The organism is Burkholderia sp. BCC0097, from assembly GCF_902832985.1.
GTDB classification, from domain to species: domain Bacteria; phylum Pseudomonadota; class Gammaproteobacteria; order Burkholderiales; family Burkholderiaceae; genus Burkholderia; species Burkholderia orbicola.
The window spans coordinates 121,326-139,260 of sequence record NZ_CADFDM010000010.1 but is presented as its reverse complement, the minus strand read 5'-3'; the positions used below and the strand labels follow the sequence as shown (position 1 = coordinate 139,260).

The 17,935-nt window shown below is 68.3% G+C and carries 15 protein-coding genes; 11 read left to right on the top strand and 4 right to left on the bottom strand.

What is annotated here, in order from left to right; all coding sequences use genetic code 11:
• Nucleotides 1-39 precede the first annotated feature (39 nt).
• The 8 genes from HWX07_RS29635 to HWX07_RS29600 all read left to right on the top strand — a co-directional run bounded on the left by HWX07_RS29635 (nt 40) and on the right by HWX07_RS29600 (nt 8,381).
• Nucleotides 40-1,137: a glycosyltransferase family 2 protein gene (locus tag HWX07_RS29635; protein ID WP_175878688.1), complete on the top strand. Its 1,098-nt coding sequence runs from the start codon at nt 40-42 to the stop codon at nt 1,135-1,137.
• 6 nt (nt 1,138-1,143) lie between these two features.
• A complete protein-coding gene (locus HWX07_RS29630; protein WP_175878687.1) occupies nt 1,144-2,391 on the top strand; it encodes a glycosyltransferase family 87 protein in 1,248 nt (415 codons plus the stop codon).
• Between the two features lie 103 nt (nt 2,392-2,494).
• Nucleotides 2,495-3,562 carry an ABC transporter substrate-binding protein gene (locus tag HWX07_RS29625; protein ID WP_041489405.1) on the top strand — a complete coding sequence of 356 codons (1,068 nt, stop codon included), beginning with the start codon at nt 2,495-2,497 and terminating at the stop codon, nt 3,560-3,562.
• A 21-nt stretch (nt 3,563-3,583) separates the two neighbouring features.
• Complete coding sequence (locus HWX07_RS29620; RefSeq protein ID WP_175878686.1) at nt 3,584-4,426, top strand: ABC transporter permease; 843 nt, start codon at nt 3,584-3,586, stop codon at nt 4,424-4,426.
• 35 nt (nt 4,427-4,461) lie between these two features.
• Nucleotides 4,462-5,277, top strand: a complete 816-nt coding sequence (locus tag HWX07_RS29615; RefSeq protein WP_175878685.1) for an ABC transporter permease — start codon at nt 4,462-4,464, stop codon at nt 5,275-5,277.
• Between the two features lie 51 nt (nt 5,278-5,328).
• Complete coding sequence (locus HWX07_RS29610; RefSeq protein WP_124461469.1) at nt 5,329-6,174, top strand: ABC transporter ATP-binding protein; 846 nt, start codon at nt 5,329-5,331, stop codon at nt 6,172-6,174.
• Between the two features lie 148 nt (nt 6,175-6,322).
• A complete protein-coding gene (locus tag HWX07_RS29605) occupies nt 6,323-7,276 on the top strand; it encodes a TauD/TfdA family dioxygenase (RefSeq protein WP_124461471.1) in 954 nt (317 codons plus the stop codon).
• A gap of 157 nt (nt 7,277-7,433) precedes the next feature.
• On the top strand, nt 7,434-8,381 hold the full coding sequence (locus HWX07_RS29600; RefSeq protein WP_124461474.1) for a TauD/TfdA family dioxygenase: 948 nt from the start codon (nt 7,434-7,436) through the stop codon (nt 8,379-8,381).
• Nucleotides 8,382-8,431: 50 nt separating this feature from the next.
• On the opposite strand, the gene HWX07_RS29595 is transcribed toward HWX07_RS29600, so the two are convergent.
• Nucleotides 8,432-10,093 (bottom strand): ABC transporter substrate-binding protein, encoded by a 1,662-nt coding sequence (locus tag HWX07_RS29595; RefSeq protein WP_175878684.1) that lies wholly within the window; start codon nt 10,091-10,093, stop codon nt 8,432-8,434.
• A gap of 360 nt (nt 10,094-10,453) precedes the next feature.
• Between HWX07_RS29595 and HWX07_RS29590 the strand changes: the two genes are divergently transcribed.
• Together HWX07_RS29590 and HWX07_RS29585 are read left to right on the top strand one after the other, a co-directional pair.
• Complete coding sequence (locus HWX07_RS29590; protein WP_011548045.1) at nt 10,454-10,861, top strand: DUF427 domain-containing protein; 408 nt, start codon at nt 10,454-10,456, stop codon at nt 10,859-10,861.
• Nucleotides 10,862-11,361: 500 nt separating this feature from the next.
• Nucleotides 11,362-12,357 carry a sulfonate ABC transporter substrate-binding protein gene (locus HWX07_RS29585; protein ID WP_175878683.1) on the top strand — a complete coding sequence of 332 codons (996 nt, stop codon included), beginning with the start codon at nt 11,362-11,364 and terminating at the stop codon, nt 12,355-12,357.
• Nucleotides 12,358-12,368: 11 nt separating this feature from the next.
• Here HWX07_RS29585 and HWX07_RS29580 read toward each other — a convergent pair whose 3' ends face one another.
• Nucleotides 12,369-12,953 (bottom strand): putative glycolipid-binding domain-containing protein, encoded by a 585-nt coding sequence (locus HWX07_RS29580; RefSeq protein WP_175878682.1) that lies wholly within the window; start codon nt 12,951-12,953, stop codon nt 12,369-12,371.
• 197 nt (nt 12,954-13,150) lie between these two features.
• Between HWX07_RS29580 and HWX07_RS29575 the strand changes: the two genes are divergently transcribed.
• Complete coding sequence (locus HWX07_RS29575) at nt 13,151-14,059, top strand: LysR family transcriptional regulator (RefSeq protein WP_175878681.1); 909 nt, start codon at nt 13,151-13,153, stop codon at nt 14,057-14,059.
• A gap of 3 nt (nt 14,060-14,062) precedes the next feature.
• Here HWX07_RS29575 and potE read toward each other — a convergent pair whose 3' ends face one another.
• On the bottom strand, nt 14,063-15,448 hold the full coding sequence (gene potE / locus HWX07_RS29570; protein WP_175878680.1) for a putrescine-ornithine antiporter: 1,386 nt from the start codon (nt 15,446-15,448) through the stop codon (nt 14,063-14,065).
• Nucleotides 15,449-15,514: 66 nt separating this feature from the next.
• Entirely contained in the window at nt 15,515-17,815 is a 2,301-nt protein-coding gene (locus HWX07_RS29565; protein ID WP_175878679.1) for an Orn/Lys/Arg decarboxylase N-terminal domain-containing protein, read from the bottom strand.
• Nucleotides 17,816-17,935 lie beyond the last annotated feature (120 nt).

Genomic DNA, 17,935 nt, shown 5'->3' with positions numbered 1-17,935 from the left:
CAGACAATGCGGCGCAGACCGGATCTCACGGGGGGACGTATGTCCAGGCACACCCTGAAGCCGTTGGTATCGCTCGTCGTGCCGTTTCACGACGAGGCAGAAGCGATCGACGCGTTCTTCGCGACCACCGTTCCGATACTGGAAGCGATCGGCACCGCGCGCTTCGAAATCGTTTGCGTGAACGACGGCAGCCGCGACGGCACGCTCGACAAGCTGATCGACGTCGCGGTCGCCGATACACGGGTGCGCATCGTCGATCTCACGCGGCGCTTCGGCAAGGAAGCCGCGCTCACGGCCGGCATCGACGAAGCGGCCGGCGCGGCCGTGATCCTGATCGACGCCGACCTGCAGGACCCGCCCGCCCTGATCCCCGCGATGCTCGAACGCTGGCACGCGGGCGCCGAGGTGGTCGCCGCGAAGCGTACCGACCGCCGGTGCGATCCGATGATGCAGCGCGTGGCCGCCGCGCTCTACTACCGCGTGCACAACCAGCTCTCCGAGGTCGAGATGCCGGAGAACGTCGGCGATTTCCGGCTGATGGATCGCCAGGTCGTCGATGCCTTGCGGGCACTGCCCGAACGGCGCCGCTTCATGAAAGGCCTGTTCGCGTGGGTCGGCTACCGTACCGAGATCATCGAATACACGCGCGCGGCGCGCAGCGGCGGCCGCTCGAAATTCTCCGGATGGCGGCGCTGGAACTTCGCGCTCGAGGGCATCACGAGCTTCAGCACGGTGCCGTTGCGCGTGTGGACCTACATCGGCCTCGCGTTCGCCGCGCTGTCGTTCGTCTACGGCGCGTACATCGTGATGCGCACGCTGCTGTTCGGCAACCCGGTGCACGGCTACGCGTCGCTGATCTCCGTCATGCTGTTCGTCGGCGGCATCCAGTTGATCGGCATCGGCGTGATCGGCGAATACCTCGGCCGCATCTATCACGAATCGAAGCAGCGCCCGGTCTACCTCGTGCGGCGCCGCTACCGGGCCGATACGCAGGCCGGCCAGCAGCCCGCGCGGCACGCCGCGCCTGCGGACGGCTCGAAACTGCTGCAGTTTCCGGTCCGGCGCATCGCGATGGCCCGACGACGGCAGACGATCGTGGCAGGCGCGCAGGCGTCGCGCAATCTGTCGGTCAAGTAGCGCCGCATGGATATTTCCGGCTCGTCGATACGGCGTGACGAACGCCCCGTCACCCCCTGGCTCACCCCCGGACGCATCGCGCTTTACAGCGCGGTCATGCTGGTGATCGGTGTGCTGCTGGGCGCGATCCTGCTCTGGGTCGGCTTTCACTCGACCGCCCCCGGCACGTTTCGCCCCGGCTCGGGGTACATGGTGTTCTGGTCCGCGTCCCATCTGATGCTCCACGGCTCGCCGTGGCTGGCCTACGACATCCCCGCGTTCTCGCGCGAGCTCGCCACGCTGTTCCCGCTGGCTGGCCGCCATGCGTTCCTGCCGTGGCTGTACCCGCCGTCGTATCTGCTCGCGGTGACACCGCTCGCGCTGCTGCCCTACGCGATCAGCTATCCGCTGTTCGTCGTGCTCGGCATCGTGCTGCTCGGCCTCGCGGTGTGGCGCGTGTCGGGCTTCGGTGCGGTGCCCGGCGCGACGCGCATCGGCTGGCTCGCGCTGCTCGCCTGCCCGGGCGTGCTCGTCACCGCGATGTACGGACAGAACGCGATGCTGACCGCGGCGTGCGCGGCGCTCGCGGTGTACTTCGTCGACCGGCGGCCGCTACTGGCCGGCCTCTGTATCGGACTCCTGTCGGTCAAGCCGCAATTGGCCATGCTGTTCCCGTTCGTGCTGATCGCCGCGCGCGCGTGGCGCGCGTTCGCGTGGGCCGCGGCATGGGCAACCGCGATCACCGCACTCGGGGTCGCGGCGGGCGGCATGGAACCGCTGCGCCTGTTCCTGCAAAATACCGGCGCGCTGCGTTCGCTGATCATCGAGCATGGCGTGCCGTTCTGGTTCGCGTCGCCGACACCGTTCGCGGCGTTTCGGCTTGCCGGCCTGGCGCCCGCCCTCGCGTACGCCGGCCAGGCCGTCATCGCGGCGATCGCGCTCGCGGCGGCGTGCTTCGTCTGGCGTCGCAGCCGGGACGCGCGGTTGCGCGGTGCGGTACTGGTCGTCGCGACGCTGGCCGCCAATCCATATGTCTGGCACTACGAACTGTCGTGGCTGTGCATCCCGATCGCATGCATGATCGCCATCGGCGCGCAGTACGGCTGGCGACGCGGCGAGCAGTGCATCGTCGCCGTCATGTGGGCGCTGCCGCTGTACGAGTTCCTGAATCCGTGGCTGATGCTGCCGCAGATCGGGCCTGCCGTCACGGCGACCGCGCTGCTCGTGCTCCTGCGGCGCGCCCGCGCCCTCCCGCGATCCCCCGCGCGGCGATAAGCATAGTTCAAATCGTTGCTTGTCCGGCCCCGGGGCGTCATCGAGAATGACCCGACGGGCTGCGGCCCGGCCTCGTTCTCCAACGTTCCGGATCCATCGATTCATGCTCCCATTGCGCCTGCTGCGATCGCTGCTGATCGCGTCCCTTTTTGCTCTGCCGGCCGCCGCCGCGCACGCCGACAAGCCCGCCACCATCCGCATCGGCGTCGCCCAGCAAGGCGCCGGCGATCCTCCGACGTTCGGCGGATCGAGCGCCGCCACCGTGCAGTTGCAGCAGCTCGTCGAAAAGGAATTCGCCGCCGACGGCATCAAGGTGGAATGGCTGTTCTTCAAGGGTGCGGGCCCGGCCGTCAACGAGGCGATCGCCAACAAGGCACTCGACTTCGCGTACCAGGGCGACCTGCCCGCCGTGCTCGCGCGCTCGAACGGGATCAAGACCCGCCTGCTGCTCGCCGCGAGCGTGCGCTCGGGCATCAAGATCGCGGTGCCGCCCGACTCGACGATCCGCTCGATCAAGGACCTGAAGGACCGCCGCGTGTCGATCTTCCGCGGCACCAACCTGCAGCTCGTCGCCGACAACGCGCTCGCGAAGAACGGCCTCGGCGAACGCGACCTGCGCGTGATCAACCTCGACGCCGCCAGTTCGCTCGCCGCGCTCGCATCGAAAGGCATCGACGCGTCGGTGGGCGATTACGCGCTGTACAAGCTGCGCGACGCGGGCCTCGCGAAGATCATTTACGAATCGCAGAACGACGGCCCGCAACTGACGCGCCAGACCCACCTGCTCGTGCTCGACGATTTCGACCGCGCGCACCCGGACATCGTGCAGCGCGTCGTCACCGCGTTCGTGAAGGGCGCGCAATGGTCGTCCGACGAGGCGAACCGCGATGCGCTGTTCAAGCTGTGGGCGAAGAGCGGCGTGCCGTATTCGTCGTGGCAGGCCGACTATGCGAACCAGCGCCTGAAGGAGCGCCTGTCCCCGCTGATCGACCCGTTCGTCGTCGCGCGCTACAAGGCCGTCGCCCAAGATGCGCTGAACCTCAAGCTGATCCGCCAGCCGGTCGACGTGGACGGCTGGTTCGAGCCGAAGTATCTCGACAACGCATTGCGCACGTTGAAGCTCGAAAACTACTGGCCGCGTCATGACGCCGCCGGCAAGCCCCTCACCTGACACCTGACCGGACCCGCCCCGATGAGCGACACCGCGTTTTCCGTCCCGTCGTCCGAATCGCACACGCTCGCTGTGCCGCCGCGCCGCGCGGCCGTGCTGAAACGGCTCGCGTGGCAGCTCGCGCCGTGGGTGCTGCCCGCGCTGCTGTTCGCGCTGTGGAGCGTCGGTAGCGCGCGCGGCTGGATCGCGCCACAGATCCTGCCGCCGCCGGAACGCGTGGTCGACACGCTGGCCGAGCTCGCGTCGAGCGGCGATCTGGTGCGTCACACGCTGATCAGCCTGCAGCGCGTGCTCGTCGGCTTCGCGGCCGGCACGCTGCTCGGTGTGTCGATCGGCGTCGCGCTCGGGCTGTCGCGCACGCTGGAAGCTTATGTGCTGCCGAGCTTCAACGCGCTCGTGCAGATTCCGGTGCTCGGCTGGCTGCCGCTCCTGCTGCTGCTCGTCGGGGTCGGCGAGCCGCTCAAGTACCTGCTGATCGCGCATGCGGCGCTCGTCCCGGTCACGCTGAGCACGTTGCAGGGGTTCCGCCAGACGCCGCCCGCCCTCGACGAGGTCGCGCGCGGATTCGGCTACACGCGCCGGCAACGCATCGTCCACGTCGTGCTGCCGGCCGCGATCCCGACGCTCGCGACCGGTGTGCGGCTCGCGTTCACGAAGTCGTGGCTCGCGCTCGTCGTGGTCGAACTCGTCGCGTCGTCCGAAGGGCTCGGCTACCTGATCGTGTACGGGCGGCAACTGTTCCAGCTCGATCTCGTGATGGCGGCCGTGGTCGTGGTCGGCGCGGTCGGCCTGCTGATCAACCGGGCGCTCGACGCACTCGAAGCGCGCCTGCGCCGCGGCGTGCCGTCCGCGTTTCGCGGCTGAACCGGCCTGCCCGTCCCATCGAAGGAGAGTCGCCCGTGTCGCACGCCGCCATATCGTCAGCCACACCGCCCGCCACCGCCGACCGCCGCCTGCATGCACCGAACTGGCGCGGCTTCGTGTTGCCGCTCGCCGCGCTTGCGTGCTGGTGGGCCCTCGCTTCCGCGCACCTCGTGAAAAGCGGGCTGTTCGTCAGCCCCGCCGACGTGCTGCACACCGCGTGGGCGCAGGTCACGAGCGGCGCGCTCGGCCGGGCATTGTCGGCATCGCTGGCACGCGAAGCGTGCGGGTTCGCGATCGGCGCGACGGGCGGGCTGCTGCTCGGCGCCGTGCTCGGGCTGTCGCGCGTCGCCGCGCGGATGGTCGGCCCGAGCTTCGACACGTTCAAGCAGATCTCGCTGTTCGCGTGGATTCCGCTGATTTCCGTGTGGTTCGGCCTCGGCGACGTCGCGAAGGTCGTGTTCCTGTCGCTCGCCGCGCTGCTGCCGGTCGCCGCCCATACCTGCGACGGCATTCACGCGGTGCCGCGCACGTATGTCGACGTCGCCCGCGCGCTGCGCTACTCGCGGCTCCAGCTCATCCGCTACGTGATCCTGCCGGCCGCGCTGCCGTCGATCTTCACCGGCCTGTATCTCGGCCTGATCTATTCGTGGCTCGCGACGCTCGGCGCAGAATACCTGCTCGTCGCCGGCAGCGGGATCGGCAACACGCTGATCGACGGCAGCGAGCAGTTCCGGATGGATCTCGTGCTGTTCGGGATCATCGTCGTCGGCGTGACAGGCTGGGCACTGAACGCGACCGCGCGGGCGATCGAGCGCAAGGTGCTGGCCCGGCGCGGCGACCTGACGCGCTGAGCGTCCGTTCCTTCCCCTTTCCTTCTGTCTCGCCCCCTTCTCCTGACCGCCATGACGACTCTCGCCTCCGATTCGCTCGACATCCTCCACGTCAGCAAGCACTACGCGCAACGCGGCGCGGCGCTCGCCGTGCTCGACGACGTGTCGCTGCACGTGCGCGCCGGCGAATTCGTCACGATCGTCGGCGCCAGCGGCTGCGGCAAGTCGACGCTGCTGCGGCTCGTCGCCGGGCTCGACACCGATTACACCGGCGAAATCCACGCCGGCGGCGAGCGCGTGCGCGACACGTCGCTGCAGCGCGGCATCGTGTTCCAGGATCACCGGCTGTTCCCGTGGCTGACCGTCGAGCAAAACATCGGCGCCGCGCTGCGCAACGCGCCGCTGGACGCCGCCGCGAAACGGCGCGCGATCGCGGAGCACATCGCGCTCGTCGGGCTGAACGGTTTCGAGCACGCGTTTCCGAACCAGTTGTCGGGCGGGATGGCGCAGCGCGTCGCGATCGCGCGCGGCCTCGTGAACCGGCCGCGCGTGCTGCTGCTCGACGAACCGTTCGGCGCGCTCGACGCGCAAACCCGCGCGAAGATGCAGAACGAACTGCTGCGCATCTGGGAACAGGAGCGCATCACGATGATCCTGGTCACGCACGACGTCGACGAAGCCGTCTATCTCGGCGACCGCGTCGTCACGATGGCGCCGCGTCCGGGCCGCATCGCGCGCATCGTCGACGTCGCGCTGCCACGCCCGCGCCGGCGCGATTCGGCGGCATTCGCACGCTTGCGCGACACCGTGCTCGCCGATTTCGACGACGACGAGCCGCCGCGCGACGACGATGCGGGCGGCAAGCGCATCGACGCGGCGCGCCCGCACCGGATCGGCGAATGGCGGCTCGCGTGGTGAGCGCATGACGCGCCGGATCGCTCAGCATCACGACACATATCGATCATCGCAGCGCGCACGCTAAGGTTGTGACGATTCATCGGTTCCGCTTCCGCGCGGCGCCTGCTTGAATGGAGACTCGACCGACCCGACTCCCAGGAGACTCCCGATGTCCGAAGTCCAGCACGCCGCTCACTCGCCTTCGCCTGCTTCGCACGCCGCGCCGCGCACGGCCGCCGTCCCGCTTCAGCTTCGCCAGGTCGCCGGCCGGATCGGCGCCGAAATTTCCGGCGTGCGGCTGTCGGCCACGCTCGACGACGCGACGTTCGACGCGGTCCACGCCGCGCTGCTGCGCCACAAGGTGTTGTTCTTCCGCGGCCAGCACCATCTCGACGACACCGCGCAGGAAGCCTTCGCGCGCCGCTTCGGCGACACGGTCGCGCACCCGACCGTGCCGTCCGTCGACGGCAGCGCCGCCCTGCTCGAACTCGATTCCGCGCACGGCGCACGCGCCAATTCGTGGCACACCGACGTGACCTTCGTCGACGCGTACCCGAAGATCTCGATCCTGCGCGCGGTCGTGATCCCGCCGTTCGGCGGCGATACCGTGTGGGCCAACACGGCCGCCGCGTACGCGAATCTGCCCGACCCGCTGCGCGCGCTCGCCGACACGCTGTGGGCGCTGCATACGAACGCCTACGACTATGCGTCGACGCACGTGCATGCCGACGATACGCAACTGAAGCGCTACCGCGAAGTGTTCACGTCGACCGTCTACGAAACCGAGCACCCGGTCGTGCGCGTGCATCCGGAAACCGGCGAGCGCACGCTCGTGCTCGGGCACTTCGTGCAGAAGCTCAAGGGGCTGTCGTCGCAGGATTCCGCGCATCTGCTGCAGGTGTTCCACGAGCACGTGACGCGCCTCGAGAACACCGTGCGCTGGAACTGGCAGGAAGGCGACGTCGCGATCTGGGACAACCGCGCGACCCAGCACTACGCGATCAACGACTACGGCGATGCGCGCCGCGTCGTGCGCCGCGCGACCGTTCACGGCGACGTACCGGTCGGCATCGACGGCCGCCAGAGCGTCCTGCTCAAGGGGCCGGGCGCCACGCTGCAATAACGTCCACGTATCCACGTCACGCGGCGGCGCTCCTTTCCGCACGCTGCCGCGCGCCGCACTGGAGGCGCCCCGCCATGAACCTCGCACCACCGGATCGACACCTGCACGCGCCACGATGTCGTCCGTCTCCCTCGTTCACTTCCGCCAGGAGCGTCGTATGAGCGCCCTACTCGAACCCGCCGCCCAGCCGGTCGACGTGATCCCGCTGTCCGCCCATATCGGTGCGGAAATCCGTGGCGTCGATCTCACGCAACCGTTGACCACGCCGCAGATCGCCGCGATCCGCGCCGCGCTGCTGAAATGGCGCGTCGTCTTCTTCCGCGAACAATTCCTCACGCACGAGCAGCATGTCGCGTTCTCCGCGCAGTTCGGCGAGCCGACGGTCGGCCACCCGGTGTTCGGGCACGTCGATGGCCATCCGGCCGTCTATTCGATCGCGAAGCATCGCAAGGCGACGCGCTTCGAAGGCGAACCGGTGCGCCGGCCGTGGACCGGCTGGCACACCGACGTGACGGCCGCAGTGAATCCGCCGTGGGCCTCGATCCTGCGTGGCGTGACGATCCCGCCGTACGGCGGCGACACGCACTGGACCAACCTCGTGCGCGCGTACGAAACGCTGTCCGCGCCGCTGCGCGGCTTCGTCGATACCCTGCGCGGCATCCATCGCTTCACGCCGCCGCCCGGCGCGCGCGCGACCGGCGCATTCGACGACGCGGTCGAGCGCCGCCCGCTCGTGACCGAGCATCCGCTCGTACGCGTGCATCCGGAGACCGGCGAACGCGCGCTGTACGTGAGCCCGAGCTTCCTGAAATCGATCGTCGGGCTGACGCCGCGCGAGAGCCAGGCATTGCTCGAACTGCTGTGGGAGCATGTGACGCGGCCGGAATTCACGATCCGCTTCAAGTGGGAACCGCGCAGCATCGCGTTCTGGGACAACCGCGCGACCGCGCATCTCGCGCCCGTCGACATCTTCGATCTCGACTTCGATCGCCAGCTGTATCGCACGACGCTCATCGGCGACGTGCCGGTCGGCCCCGACGGCCGCGCTTCGGTCGCGCTCGAAGGCACGCCGGTCGAAGCCGCGGCCGCCGTCGCGCTCAACTGACTGACGCGGCGACCGCCGGCGCGTACGAACACGCGCCGGCTTTTTCTCCTTCAATCGAGCCACACGCCGTCGAACCGGTGCCCGCCGAGCGGCGAGAACGTCAGCCCGTGGACGCGCCTGGAGATCGGCAGCGACACGATCGACGTCGCGATCGGCGTGAACGGCACCTGATCCTTGAACACCGCCTGCGCCTGCTCGTACAGCGCCGTGCGCTTCGCGACGTCCCCGTTCGAACGCGCGGCGGTCACGAGTTGCTCGAAATCCTTGTTGCACCACTTCGCGAGGTTGCTGCCGTGCACCGCCTCGCAGCCGAGCAGCGTGCCGAGCCAGTTGTCCGGGTCGCCGTTGTCGCCCGACCAGCCGTACAGGATCGCGTCGTGCTGGCCGTCATGCTTCGCGCGGCGGTTGTACTCGCCCCATTCGTAGCTGACGATCTTCGCGCGCACGCCGATCTTCGCCCAGTCCTGCTGGATCAGTTGCGCCATCAGTTGCGCGTTCGGGTTGTACGGGCGCTGCACGGGCATCGCCCACAGCGTCAGGTCGAAGCCGTTGGGGAAGCCGGCTTGCGCGAGCAGCGCCTTCGCGGCGGCCGGATCGCGCGGCGCGTCCTTCAGGCGCGGGTTGTACGACCATTGCGCGGGCGGCATCGGGTTCGTCGCGATCGTCGCGTCGCCGTTGAACACGGTCTTGATGATCGCCGCCTTGTCGATCGCGATGTCGAGCGCGCGCCGCACGTCGACGCGATCCAGCGGCGGATGCTGCGTGTTGTACGCGACGAAGCCGACGTTGAAGCCCGTCCCCGAAAACAGCGTCAGCTTCGGGTCGCGCCGCACCGTCTCGAGATCCGCCGGCCGCGGAAACGCCGACACCTGGCACTCGCCGGCTACGAGCTTCTGCAATCGTGCGGCCGGATCGGGCGTGATCGCGAACACGAGGCGCGAGAGCTTCACGTCGTCCGGCTTCCAGTAGTCGGGATTCGCGTCGTAGCGGATCAGCGCGTCCTTCTGGTACGTACGCAGCACGAACGGCCCCGTGCCGACCGGGAACTGGTTGATGTCCGACTCGCGATGACGCGCGGCGAGCTGCCCCGCATATTCGGCCGACAGCACCGACGCGAACGCCATCGCGAGATTGCGCACGAACACGACGTCGGGCGACTTCAGCACGAAGCGCACCGTGTAATCGTCGACCTTCTCGATGCGTTCGATGTTGTGGTCGAAGCCGAGATCGCTGAAATACGGGAAGCTGACCGGGTAAGCCTTGCGAAACGGATCGTCCGGGTCGAGCATCCGGCGGAACGTGAACACGACGTCGTCGGCCTGGAACGGCCGCGTCGGCTTGAACCATGCGGTCGTCTGGAATTTCACGCCGCGCCGCAGGTGGAATGTGATCGCGCGCTGGTCGGGCGAGACGTCCCAGCTCGTCGCGAGCGCCGGTTCGAGATCGAGCGTGCCGCGCTTGAACTGCACGAGCCCGTTGTAGACCGGGTACGTGCTCGCATCGAAATCGGTGCTCGTCGTGTGCTGGCCGGGATCGAAGCCGGCCGGGCTGCCTTCGGTGCAGTACACGAGCGTCTTGCCCGTGGGCGCCGCAAACGCGTGCGTCGCGGCGCCGGCCAGCAGCAACGACGCGGCGATGCAGCGGAGCGCGGCGCGCGCACGCGGTACGCCGCGCATCCGGCGCGCGGCTGACGAAACGAAAGGGTTTTTCATGGTGACGGAGGCAAGAAAGAGGTGTCATGCGAATCACGACCGTCGATCTTCGCGCGCCGCCCGCCGATCGCTTACCAATTAATTCCGCGTTGCTTATCGTCGCCGATGCATCCCGCTGCCGCTGCATGAGAATGTCCGTGTGAGCGGCGCGGACAGGCCAAACACTGCTGCCGCGGTACGCCCCAAACGCGTGCATCGAAACCATGCGCGCGCCGTACGGTCTTCCGGCCCTCTGCAGGTTCTCCGGAATGGGTGCATCGTATCGGTTGGCTGACGCCGGCATCGGCGCGCGGGCATCCGCTCGGCGTGCGCATGCCGGCACGGCGCGTCCGTGCGCGCCGCCCTTTCCGGAGGAACCCGATGTCGATCAACCCCGATACGCCCTCTCGTCCCGTCAAGTCGCCGGGCCCCGATCATCCGATCCTGATCGAACCGCATTCGTCGCGGGTGGTCGTGAAGGTCGCCGGCAAGGTCGTCGCCGATACGCGCCACGCGCTGGTGCTGCGCGAGGCGAGCTACCCGGCCGTGCTGTACATTCCGCGCGAGGACGCCGACATGTCGCTGCTCGAGCGCACCGATCACGCGACCTACTGCCCGTACAAGGGCGATTGCGCGTACTACTCGATTCCGGCCGGCGGCGAACGCTCGACCAACGCGGTGTGGACGTACGAGCATCCGAATCCGGCCGTCGAATCGATTCGCGGGCACCTCGCGTTCTATCCGGACCGCGTCGATTCGATCGAGGAAAGCCTGCTCGTCACCGCGTGAGCGCGGCGGCGCCCTGCCGCGTCACCGTTCACGTATCGTCCGGCCGCTGATTTGCATATGCGGATTCATTGGTTGGCTGTCGTCCCGCCGGCCCGTATCGTCTCGACTCCTGCGCGGGCCGGCCCGTTGCGTGCGTCGCCCGCATCCGGCCCGGCCCTGCGCCCGCGCCGCCTTCGCGCGCGACCCGTGAACCCGCCAGCAGGACGCCTTAGGGCGTGTTCACGCTAATAACGGGTTTGCGAACGTGCCTTTCCGCCCGCAGTGCAAGGAGTAAGGAGCGCCGTTTGGCCGTGCCAAACAAGCGACGCACGACGCCGCAATGTGGGCGGAAAGGCACGTTCCCCTGTTTGGAAAAATTCATTCGCGGGGCTGGCCCCCAGAAGGGCCGATCGCCGCGTCATGCTCCTCGCGAATACGTCGAGTATTCGCTTCGTCGCAATCCTCGCGATCGGCCCTTCTGGGGGCCAGCGCAAACCCGTTATTAGCGTGAACACGCCCTTATGAACGACACACCGCACGCAGACCTTGAAACGACCCCGGCGAACCCGCGCCGCCGCCGGTGGCTGCACGGCGCGGCCGCCGGGCTGGCCGGGCTCGCGCTCGGACCGCTCGCGGCCGTACCCGCCCGGGCAGCCGACGACGGCGGCACGCGGCTGCGCATCGGCTTCCAGAAATACGGCAACTTCGTCGTGCTCAAGGCGCGCGGCACGCTCGAGAAGCGTCTGGCGAGCCAGGGCGTCACCGTGCAATGGCTCGAATTCCCGGCCGGCCCGCAACTGCTCGAAGGACTGAACGCCGGCGCGATCGACGTCGGCACGGTCGGCGAAACCCCGCCGATCTTCGCGCAGGCCGCCGGCGTCGATTTCGTCTACATCGGCAACGAGCCGCCCGCGCCGCAGGGCGAGGCGATCGTCGTGTTGCCCGATTCGCCGATCCGCACCGTCGCGCAACTGCGCGGCAAGAAGGTCGCGTTCAACAAGGGCTCGAACGTCCACTACCTGCTGGTGAAGGCGCTCGAGCATGCGGGCCTCACGTATGCCGACATCCAGCCGATCTCCCTGACGCCGGCCGACGCGCGCGCCGCGTTCGTGCAGCGCAGCGTCGACGCGTGGGTGATCTGGGATCCGTATCTGGCCGCCGCCGAACGGCAGCTCGGCGCGCGCGTGGTCGCGAATGGCGAAGGGCTCGTGCGCAACACGCAGTACTACCTCGCCGCCCGCAAGTACGCGGCCGCCCACCCGCAGGTGCTGCGCGCGCTGCTCGACGAAGTCGACGCGGTCGATCGCTGGGCGCGCGATCACGTGCCCGAGGTGGCCGCGCAACTGTCGCCGCTCGTCGGCCTCGACGCGCCGACGCTCGAAGTCGCGCTCAAGCGCGCCGGCTACGGCGCGCAGCCGATCACCGACGCGACGCTCACGTACCAGCAGAGCATCGCCGACGCGTTCAGCACGCTGAAGCTGATTCCGGGCAAGCTGTCGGTCGCCAGCGCACGCTGATACGCCACACGTCACGACGCAACCGATGCGCCGATGCGCCGCCATTCGTCGTAGTCGGTGACGAGGCCCGCCTCGTCGATTCCGATGTCGGCCGCATACGTGCCGCTCTCGTAGCGATACACGTGCGGCGCCGTGCGCGTATAGCGCTGCTCGCCGCGCACGATGCCGAAGTCGGGAAAACGCACCCACGCGGTGCGGATCGCGGCCGAATCGCCGACGGCGAGCGCCAGCCGCCGGATCGGCAGCGTATTGGTCGACGGACTGAAGCCGAGATCGATGTCGGTCGCACCCGCGAGCATCGGCGCATCGGCGCCGTCGATCGTCCACTGCCCTGCAGTGCACGCGATGTCCCATTGCCGTGGCGGCGCCGTGCCGGTCCACTGCGTCACGCGCGCCGAGCGCGTGAGCCAGTCGGCCCCGCATGCGATCGCGTAGTCGATGCGAAACGGCGTGCCGTCGATCGCGCCCGCTACCACCCCCGACAGCGCGACGCCCGTTTGCGACTCGTCGAGCCGGCACCATTCGGCCGCCTGCCACGTCTGCACGATCTGCCATGCGACGCAGGGCGTGCGTCGGGTTTCATTGCGTTGCGTCATGTCGGGTCTCCTGTCGGTCGCGCGGAAGAAGGCCGATTTTCGCTCACCGCTCGGACGAACGCACGCGGCTTCGGCGGCACCATGCGCGCACCGGCCGATAGTCAGTATCGGTCCGACACGCACCATCGCCCCTCCGCCGCTTTGGTACCATCCGTCGATCGGTAAAAATCGAACCGGAAGACACGAGGCGCGACTTCATGGATTTGTTGGCGACGATGCGCATCTACGTGAGGGTCGTGGAGCGCGGCACGATGTCCGGCGCGGCGCGGGATCTCGACATGGGCCAACCGGCCGTCAGCGAGCGCATCGAGAAGCTCGAAAAGCATCTCGGCACGCGGCTGCTGATGCGCAGTGCGCGCACCCTCGCATGTACGGAGGAAGGCCGCATCTTCTACGAACGCAGCAAGGCGCTGCTCGAAGCGGCGGAACTGGCCGTGGCATCGGTGTCGAAGGCGGAAAATGCGCTCGACGGCACGATCCGGCTCGCGGCGCCGCAGTGTTTCGGCGAGGTCGTGCTGCCGGCAGTGCTGATGCGGATCCGCACCGCGTATCCGAAGCTGCACATCGACCTGGTGCTGAATGACGAGATCGTCGATCCGGTCACCGAGGGCGTCGACATTTCGATCCGGGTCGGCCAGCTCGGCGACGGCGGCTTCGTCGCGTACGCGCTCGGCGCGGTCGGCCGCGTGCTCGTCGCCGCGCCGTCGTATCTCGAGCGGCACGGCCCGATCGATACGAAGGCCGATCTCGCGAACCATCCGTTCATCCGCGTGAAAGGCGTGTTCGCGAACGAACAGGTGCCGCTGCGGCGCGACGATGGTGCAGTCGAATACGCGCGCATCCGCACGGTCATGACCGCGAGCCACTGGCGCCCGATGTTCGACACGATCGCGGCGGGCGGCGGCGTCGGCGTGGTCCAGCACCCGGCTTGCGCCGACGCGCTCGCGCACGGCCGGCTCGTGCGCCTGCTGCCGCACTACGACGTCCCCGACTTCGCGCTCAACGTGCTGGTGCACGCGCAGCGGCCGCTGCCGCCGCGCGTGCGGGCCGTCGTCGATCTGCTGAAAAGCGAACTCCCGCCGCTGCTGACGCAAGGTCAGCGCTAGGCATCACGCCTGAAGCGACTTCCCCGGCTCCTTCACGTGCGCGTCGACTTCCATCTGGTAGAAGCGCGCGCTGACGAAGCCGAACAGCGTCCAGCCGAGGAACACGCACAGGCCGCCGAGCATCAGCGCCTGCTCGCCCGAGCTGAACAGCGCGTAGAAGCTGTATGCGGTCGCGACCATCGCGATCACGTTCGTCACGAGCGCCTTGCCCGGCGGCACCTTCGCGACCTTCTGGATCGTGATCAGCGCGGCCATCGACATCACGTAAGGCACCAGGTTCGTGACGACCGCGAGATCGACGATCTTCTGGAACTGGCTGCTCAGCTCGGGGCTGATCGTCATCAGCGCCAGCGCGACCTGCGCGACCAGCAGGATCACCATGCCGACGATCGGCGTGCCGGTGCGCGTCGCGCGTGCGAACACCGGCAGGAAGTAGCCGACGTCCGCCGAACTCTTGAACACCTGCGCGACCGTGAACTGCCAGCCGAGCAGCGAGCCGATGCATGCGATCACCATCAGCGCGGTGACGATCGTGCCGACGGTCGGCGTGAACATCGTCGCGAACGCGATGCCGAACGGCGCGTTGGACTTCGCGAGAATCGCATTGGGCACGATCCCCGCGATCACGTTGGTCGACACGATGTAGAAGATCGCCGACGCGATCGTGCCGCCGAGTACGGCGATCGGCACGTTGCGCTCCGGATTCTCCACGGCGTCCGAGTTCGCGCACGCCGATTCGAGCCCGAGGAACGCCCACAGCGTCACCGCGATCGAGCTGCCGACGGCGGGCCCGAAAGGCATGTGGTTCGAATTCCACGCGGCGCCCCAGGTTGCACCGCTGAACCAGAACCAGCCGATCAGCGACACGACGACGACCGGGATGATCACGCCCCACACCGTCACCGCGCCGATCCGGCCGGTAATGCGCGAGCCGCCGAAGTTCGCGACCGTCGTCAGCACGAGCAGGAAGATCGTCCACAGGCCCGTCTGCAGCGGCGACAGCGTCGCGTCGAACAGCACGGTGCCGTAGCCGACCGCCGTGACGCCGATCGCGACGTTGGCGATCACGAGCGACAGCCCGTACGTGTAGTTCGCCATGTAGTTGCCGGCCTTGCCGAACGCGTATTCCGCATAGCCGCCCATCCCGCCCGGCTTGCGGCTCAGCATCCCGCAGCGCGCGAACGCATAGGCCAGTGCGAGCGAGCCGCCGGCCGTGACGATCCACGACAGCAGCGAGATCGTGCCGACCTGCGCGAGCTTCGACGGCAGCAGGATGATGCCGGAGCCCATCATGTTGACCGCGGTGAGAACGGTGAGCTGCCAGACGTTCATCCGGTGCTTCTGTGCGGTCGCCGGGGCCGCGTCGGCCAGGTGCGCTGCGTTGTCCATGGTGTTCGATCCTTCGATGTGAGGCCGCCGCGCGGCCGGTCGCTCGTTCGTTCGCCCGGTCGGGCGTCAGGCCGTCAGGCAGTACACGCGGTACGTGCCGTCCTCGACCTCCACGCCGTGCGTGTCGTGCGCGAAGCCCGGAAAACGCCGGTCGTACGCTTCGAGCGCCTTCAGGTAGCCGAGCACCGGGCCGCCGGCCGGCCCAGCGTTCTCGCCCGGCATCAACAGCGGAATACCCGGCGGATACGGCACGACGCCGGTGGCCACCGTGCGCCCGGCCAGCTCGTCGAGCGCGACCTGCTCGACGCGGCCCTGCACGAGGTGCTCGTACGCGCGCACCGGGCTCATCTCCGGCTTCGGCAGGATCGAGAACGCCTCCGACATCAGGCGCGTCGTGCCGAGCTGCTCCATCGCCGCGAACATCGTGTCGGCCAGATCCTTCAGCCCCATGCCGGCATAGCGCGCGCCATGCTCCTTCGCGAGCGACGGAATCGCCATGTCGAGCGGCAGGTTCGCGTCGTAGTCGCGCTTGAAATCGCACAGCGCGCTGACGAGCGAGCCCCACTTGCCCTTCGTGATACCGATCGAGAACAGGAACAGGATCGTGAAATCGGTCGTCTTCTCGACGACGATCCCGCGCGCATCGAGATACGCGGTGACGACGCTCGCCGGGATGCCGACCGGCATCAGGCCCCCGGCCGGCGCCACGCCCGGCGTGACGATCGACACCTTGATCGGGTCGAGCATGCAATAGCCGTCCTCGATATTGCCGAAGCCGTGCCATTGCGCGCCGGGGCGCAGCACCCAGCACGCCGGATCGCTCGCGAGCAGTTCGGGCGGCGCTTCGTGGAACGCCAGCGTGCGGCCCGTGCGCGTCTCGAGCACGGTGTCGGGCTGCCAGCATTCGAAGAACCAGTCGCCCTTCGCGCCGAATTCGCCGTTCATCCGCGCGATCATCTGCCGGAACGCGACGGCTTCCTCGATCGACTCGCGCGTCAGCGCGGCGCCGCCGGGGCCGTCCATCATCGCGGCCGCGACGTCGTTCGACGCGATGATCGCGTAGTTCGGCGAGGTCGACGCGTGCATCATGAACGTTTCGTTGAACTGGCCGTGCGGAATCGGGCTGCGGCCGTCGCGCACGTGGATGTACGACGCCTGCGACAGCGCGGTCAGCAGCTTGTGCGTCGACTGCGTCGCGAACACCGTCGGCCGATCCTTGTGGTGGTCGCGCGGGTCGCCGTGCATCGCATGGCGGTCGCGGTAGATCGGATTGAAACGCGCGTAGCCGTACCACGCTTCGTCGAAGTGCAGCCGGTCGACGCTCGCGCCGAGCAGTTCCTCGACGCGCGTCACGTTGTAGCAAAGGCCGTCGTACGTCGAGTTCGTGACGATCGCGTGTTTCGGCTGGCGATCGGCCAGCCCGGCCGCGAGCGGGTTCGACGCGATCGCCTCGCGGATCGCTGCCTGCGTGAGGCGCTCCGATGCGATCGGCCCGATGATCCCGTAGCGGTTGCGCGTCGGCACGAGGTAAGTCGGGATCGCGCCCGACATCGTCATCGCGTGCTCGGCCGACTTGTGGCAGTTGCGGTCGCACAGTGCGATCTGGTCGCGGCTCACGCTCGCCATCAGGATGATGCGGTTCGACGTCGACGAGCCGTTCGTCACGTGATACGTGCGATGCGCACCGAACACGCGCGCCGCGTAGCGCTCGCTTTCGCCGATCGGGCCCGAGTGGTCGAGCAGCGAGCCGAGTTCGCCCACCGAGATCGACAGGTCCGAGCGGAACAGCGATTCGCCGAAGTATTCGAAGAACGCGCGGCCGACCGGCGATTTCAGGAAGCCGGTGCCGCCCGTGTGGCCGGGCGTATGCCACGAGTATTCGTAGACGCGCGAGAACTTCGCGAGCGCGCCGAACATCGGCGGCAGAACGGTCGAGCGATAGCGCTCGATCGCCGCGTGGATGCGCCCGCCGATGAAGTCGGCCGTATCCTCGAGCAGCCACACGAAATCGTCGACCTTGCCCATCACCGCGGCCGGCACCGTCGACGCGACGCTGCGGTCGGCCAGCAGGAAGATCGGCACGTTGGCATTGCGATGCCGGATCGCGTCGACCACGGCCTCGGACGGCCCGTGGCCGTCCACGCCGAGATCCCAGTCGAGCAGCACGCACTGGATCGACGGATCGGAGCGGATCAGCACGATGGCATCGTCCGCGGACGTGGCCGTCAGCACGTCGACCCCGCGTTGCGCAAGCTCCGCGCTCAGCGTGCGGACCGCGCGCCCGGTCGCGGTTTCCTGCGCGATCTCGTCGTCGACCAGTAGCGCACGCATGCCGAGACGACGAATGCCGCCGACAGAAGTATTCATGATATTGCCCTCGCTGTTGCGTTGCTCTTCGATTGGTATCGTTCGTCTCACGAGCACGCGGGAAGCAGTCACGGGCAGCGGCATGAGACGCGTGCAATTCCGGCTTGATTCGCCATCCAG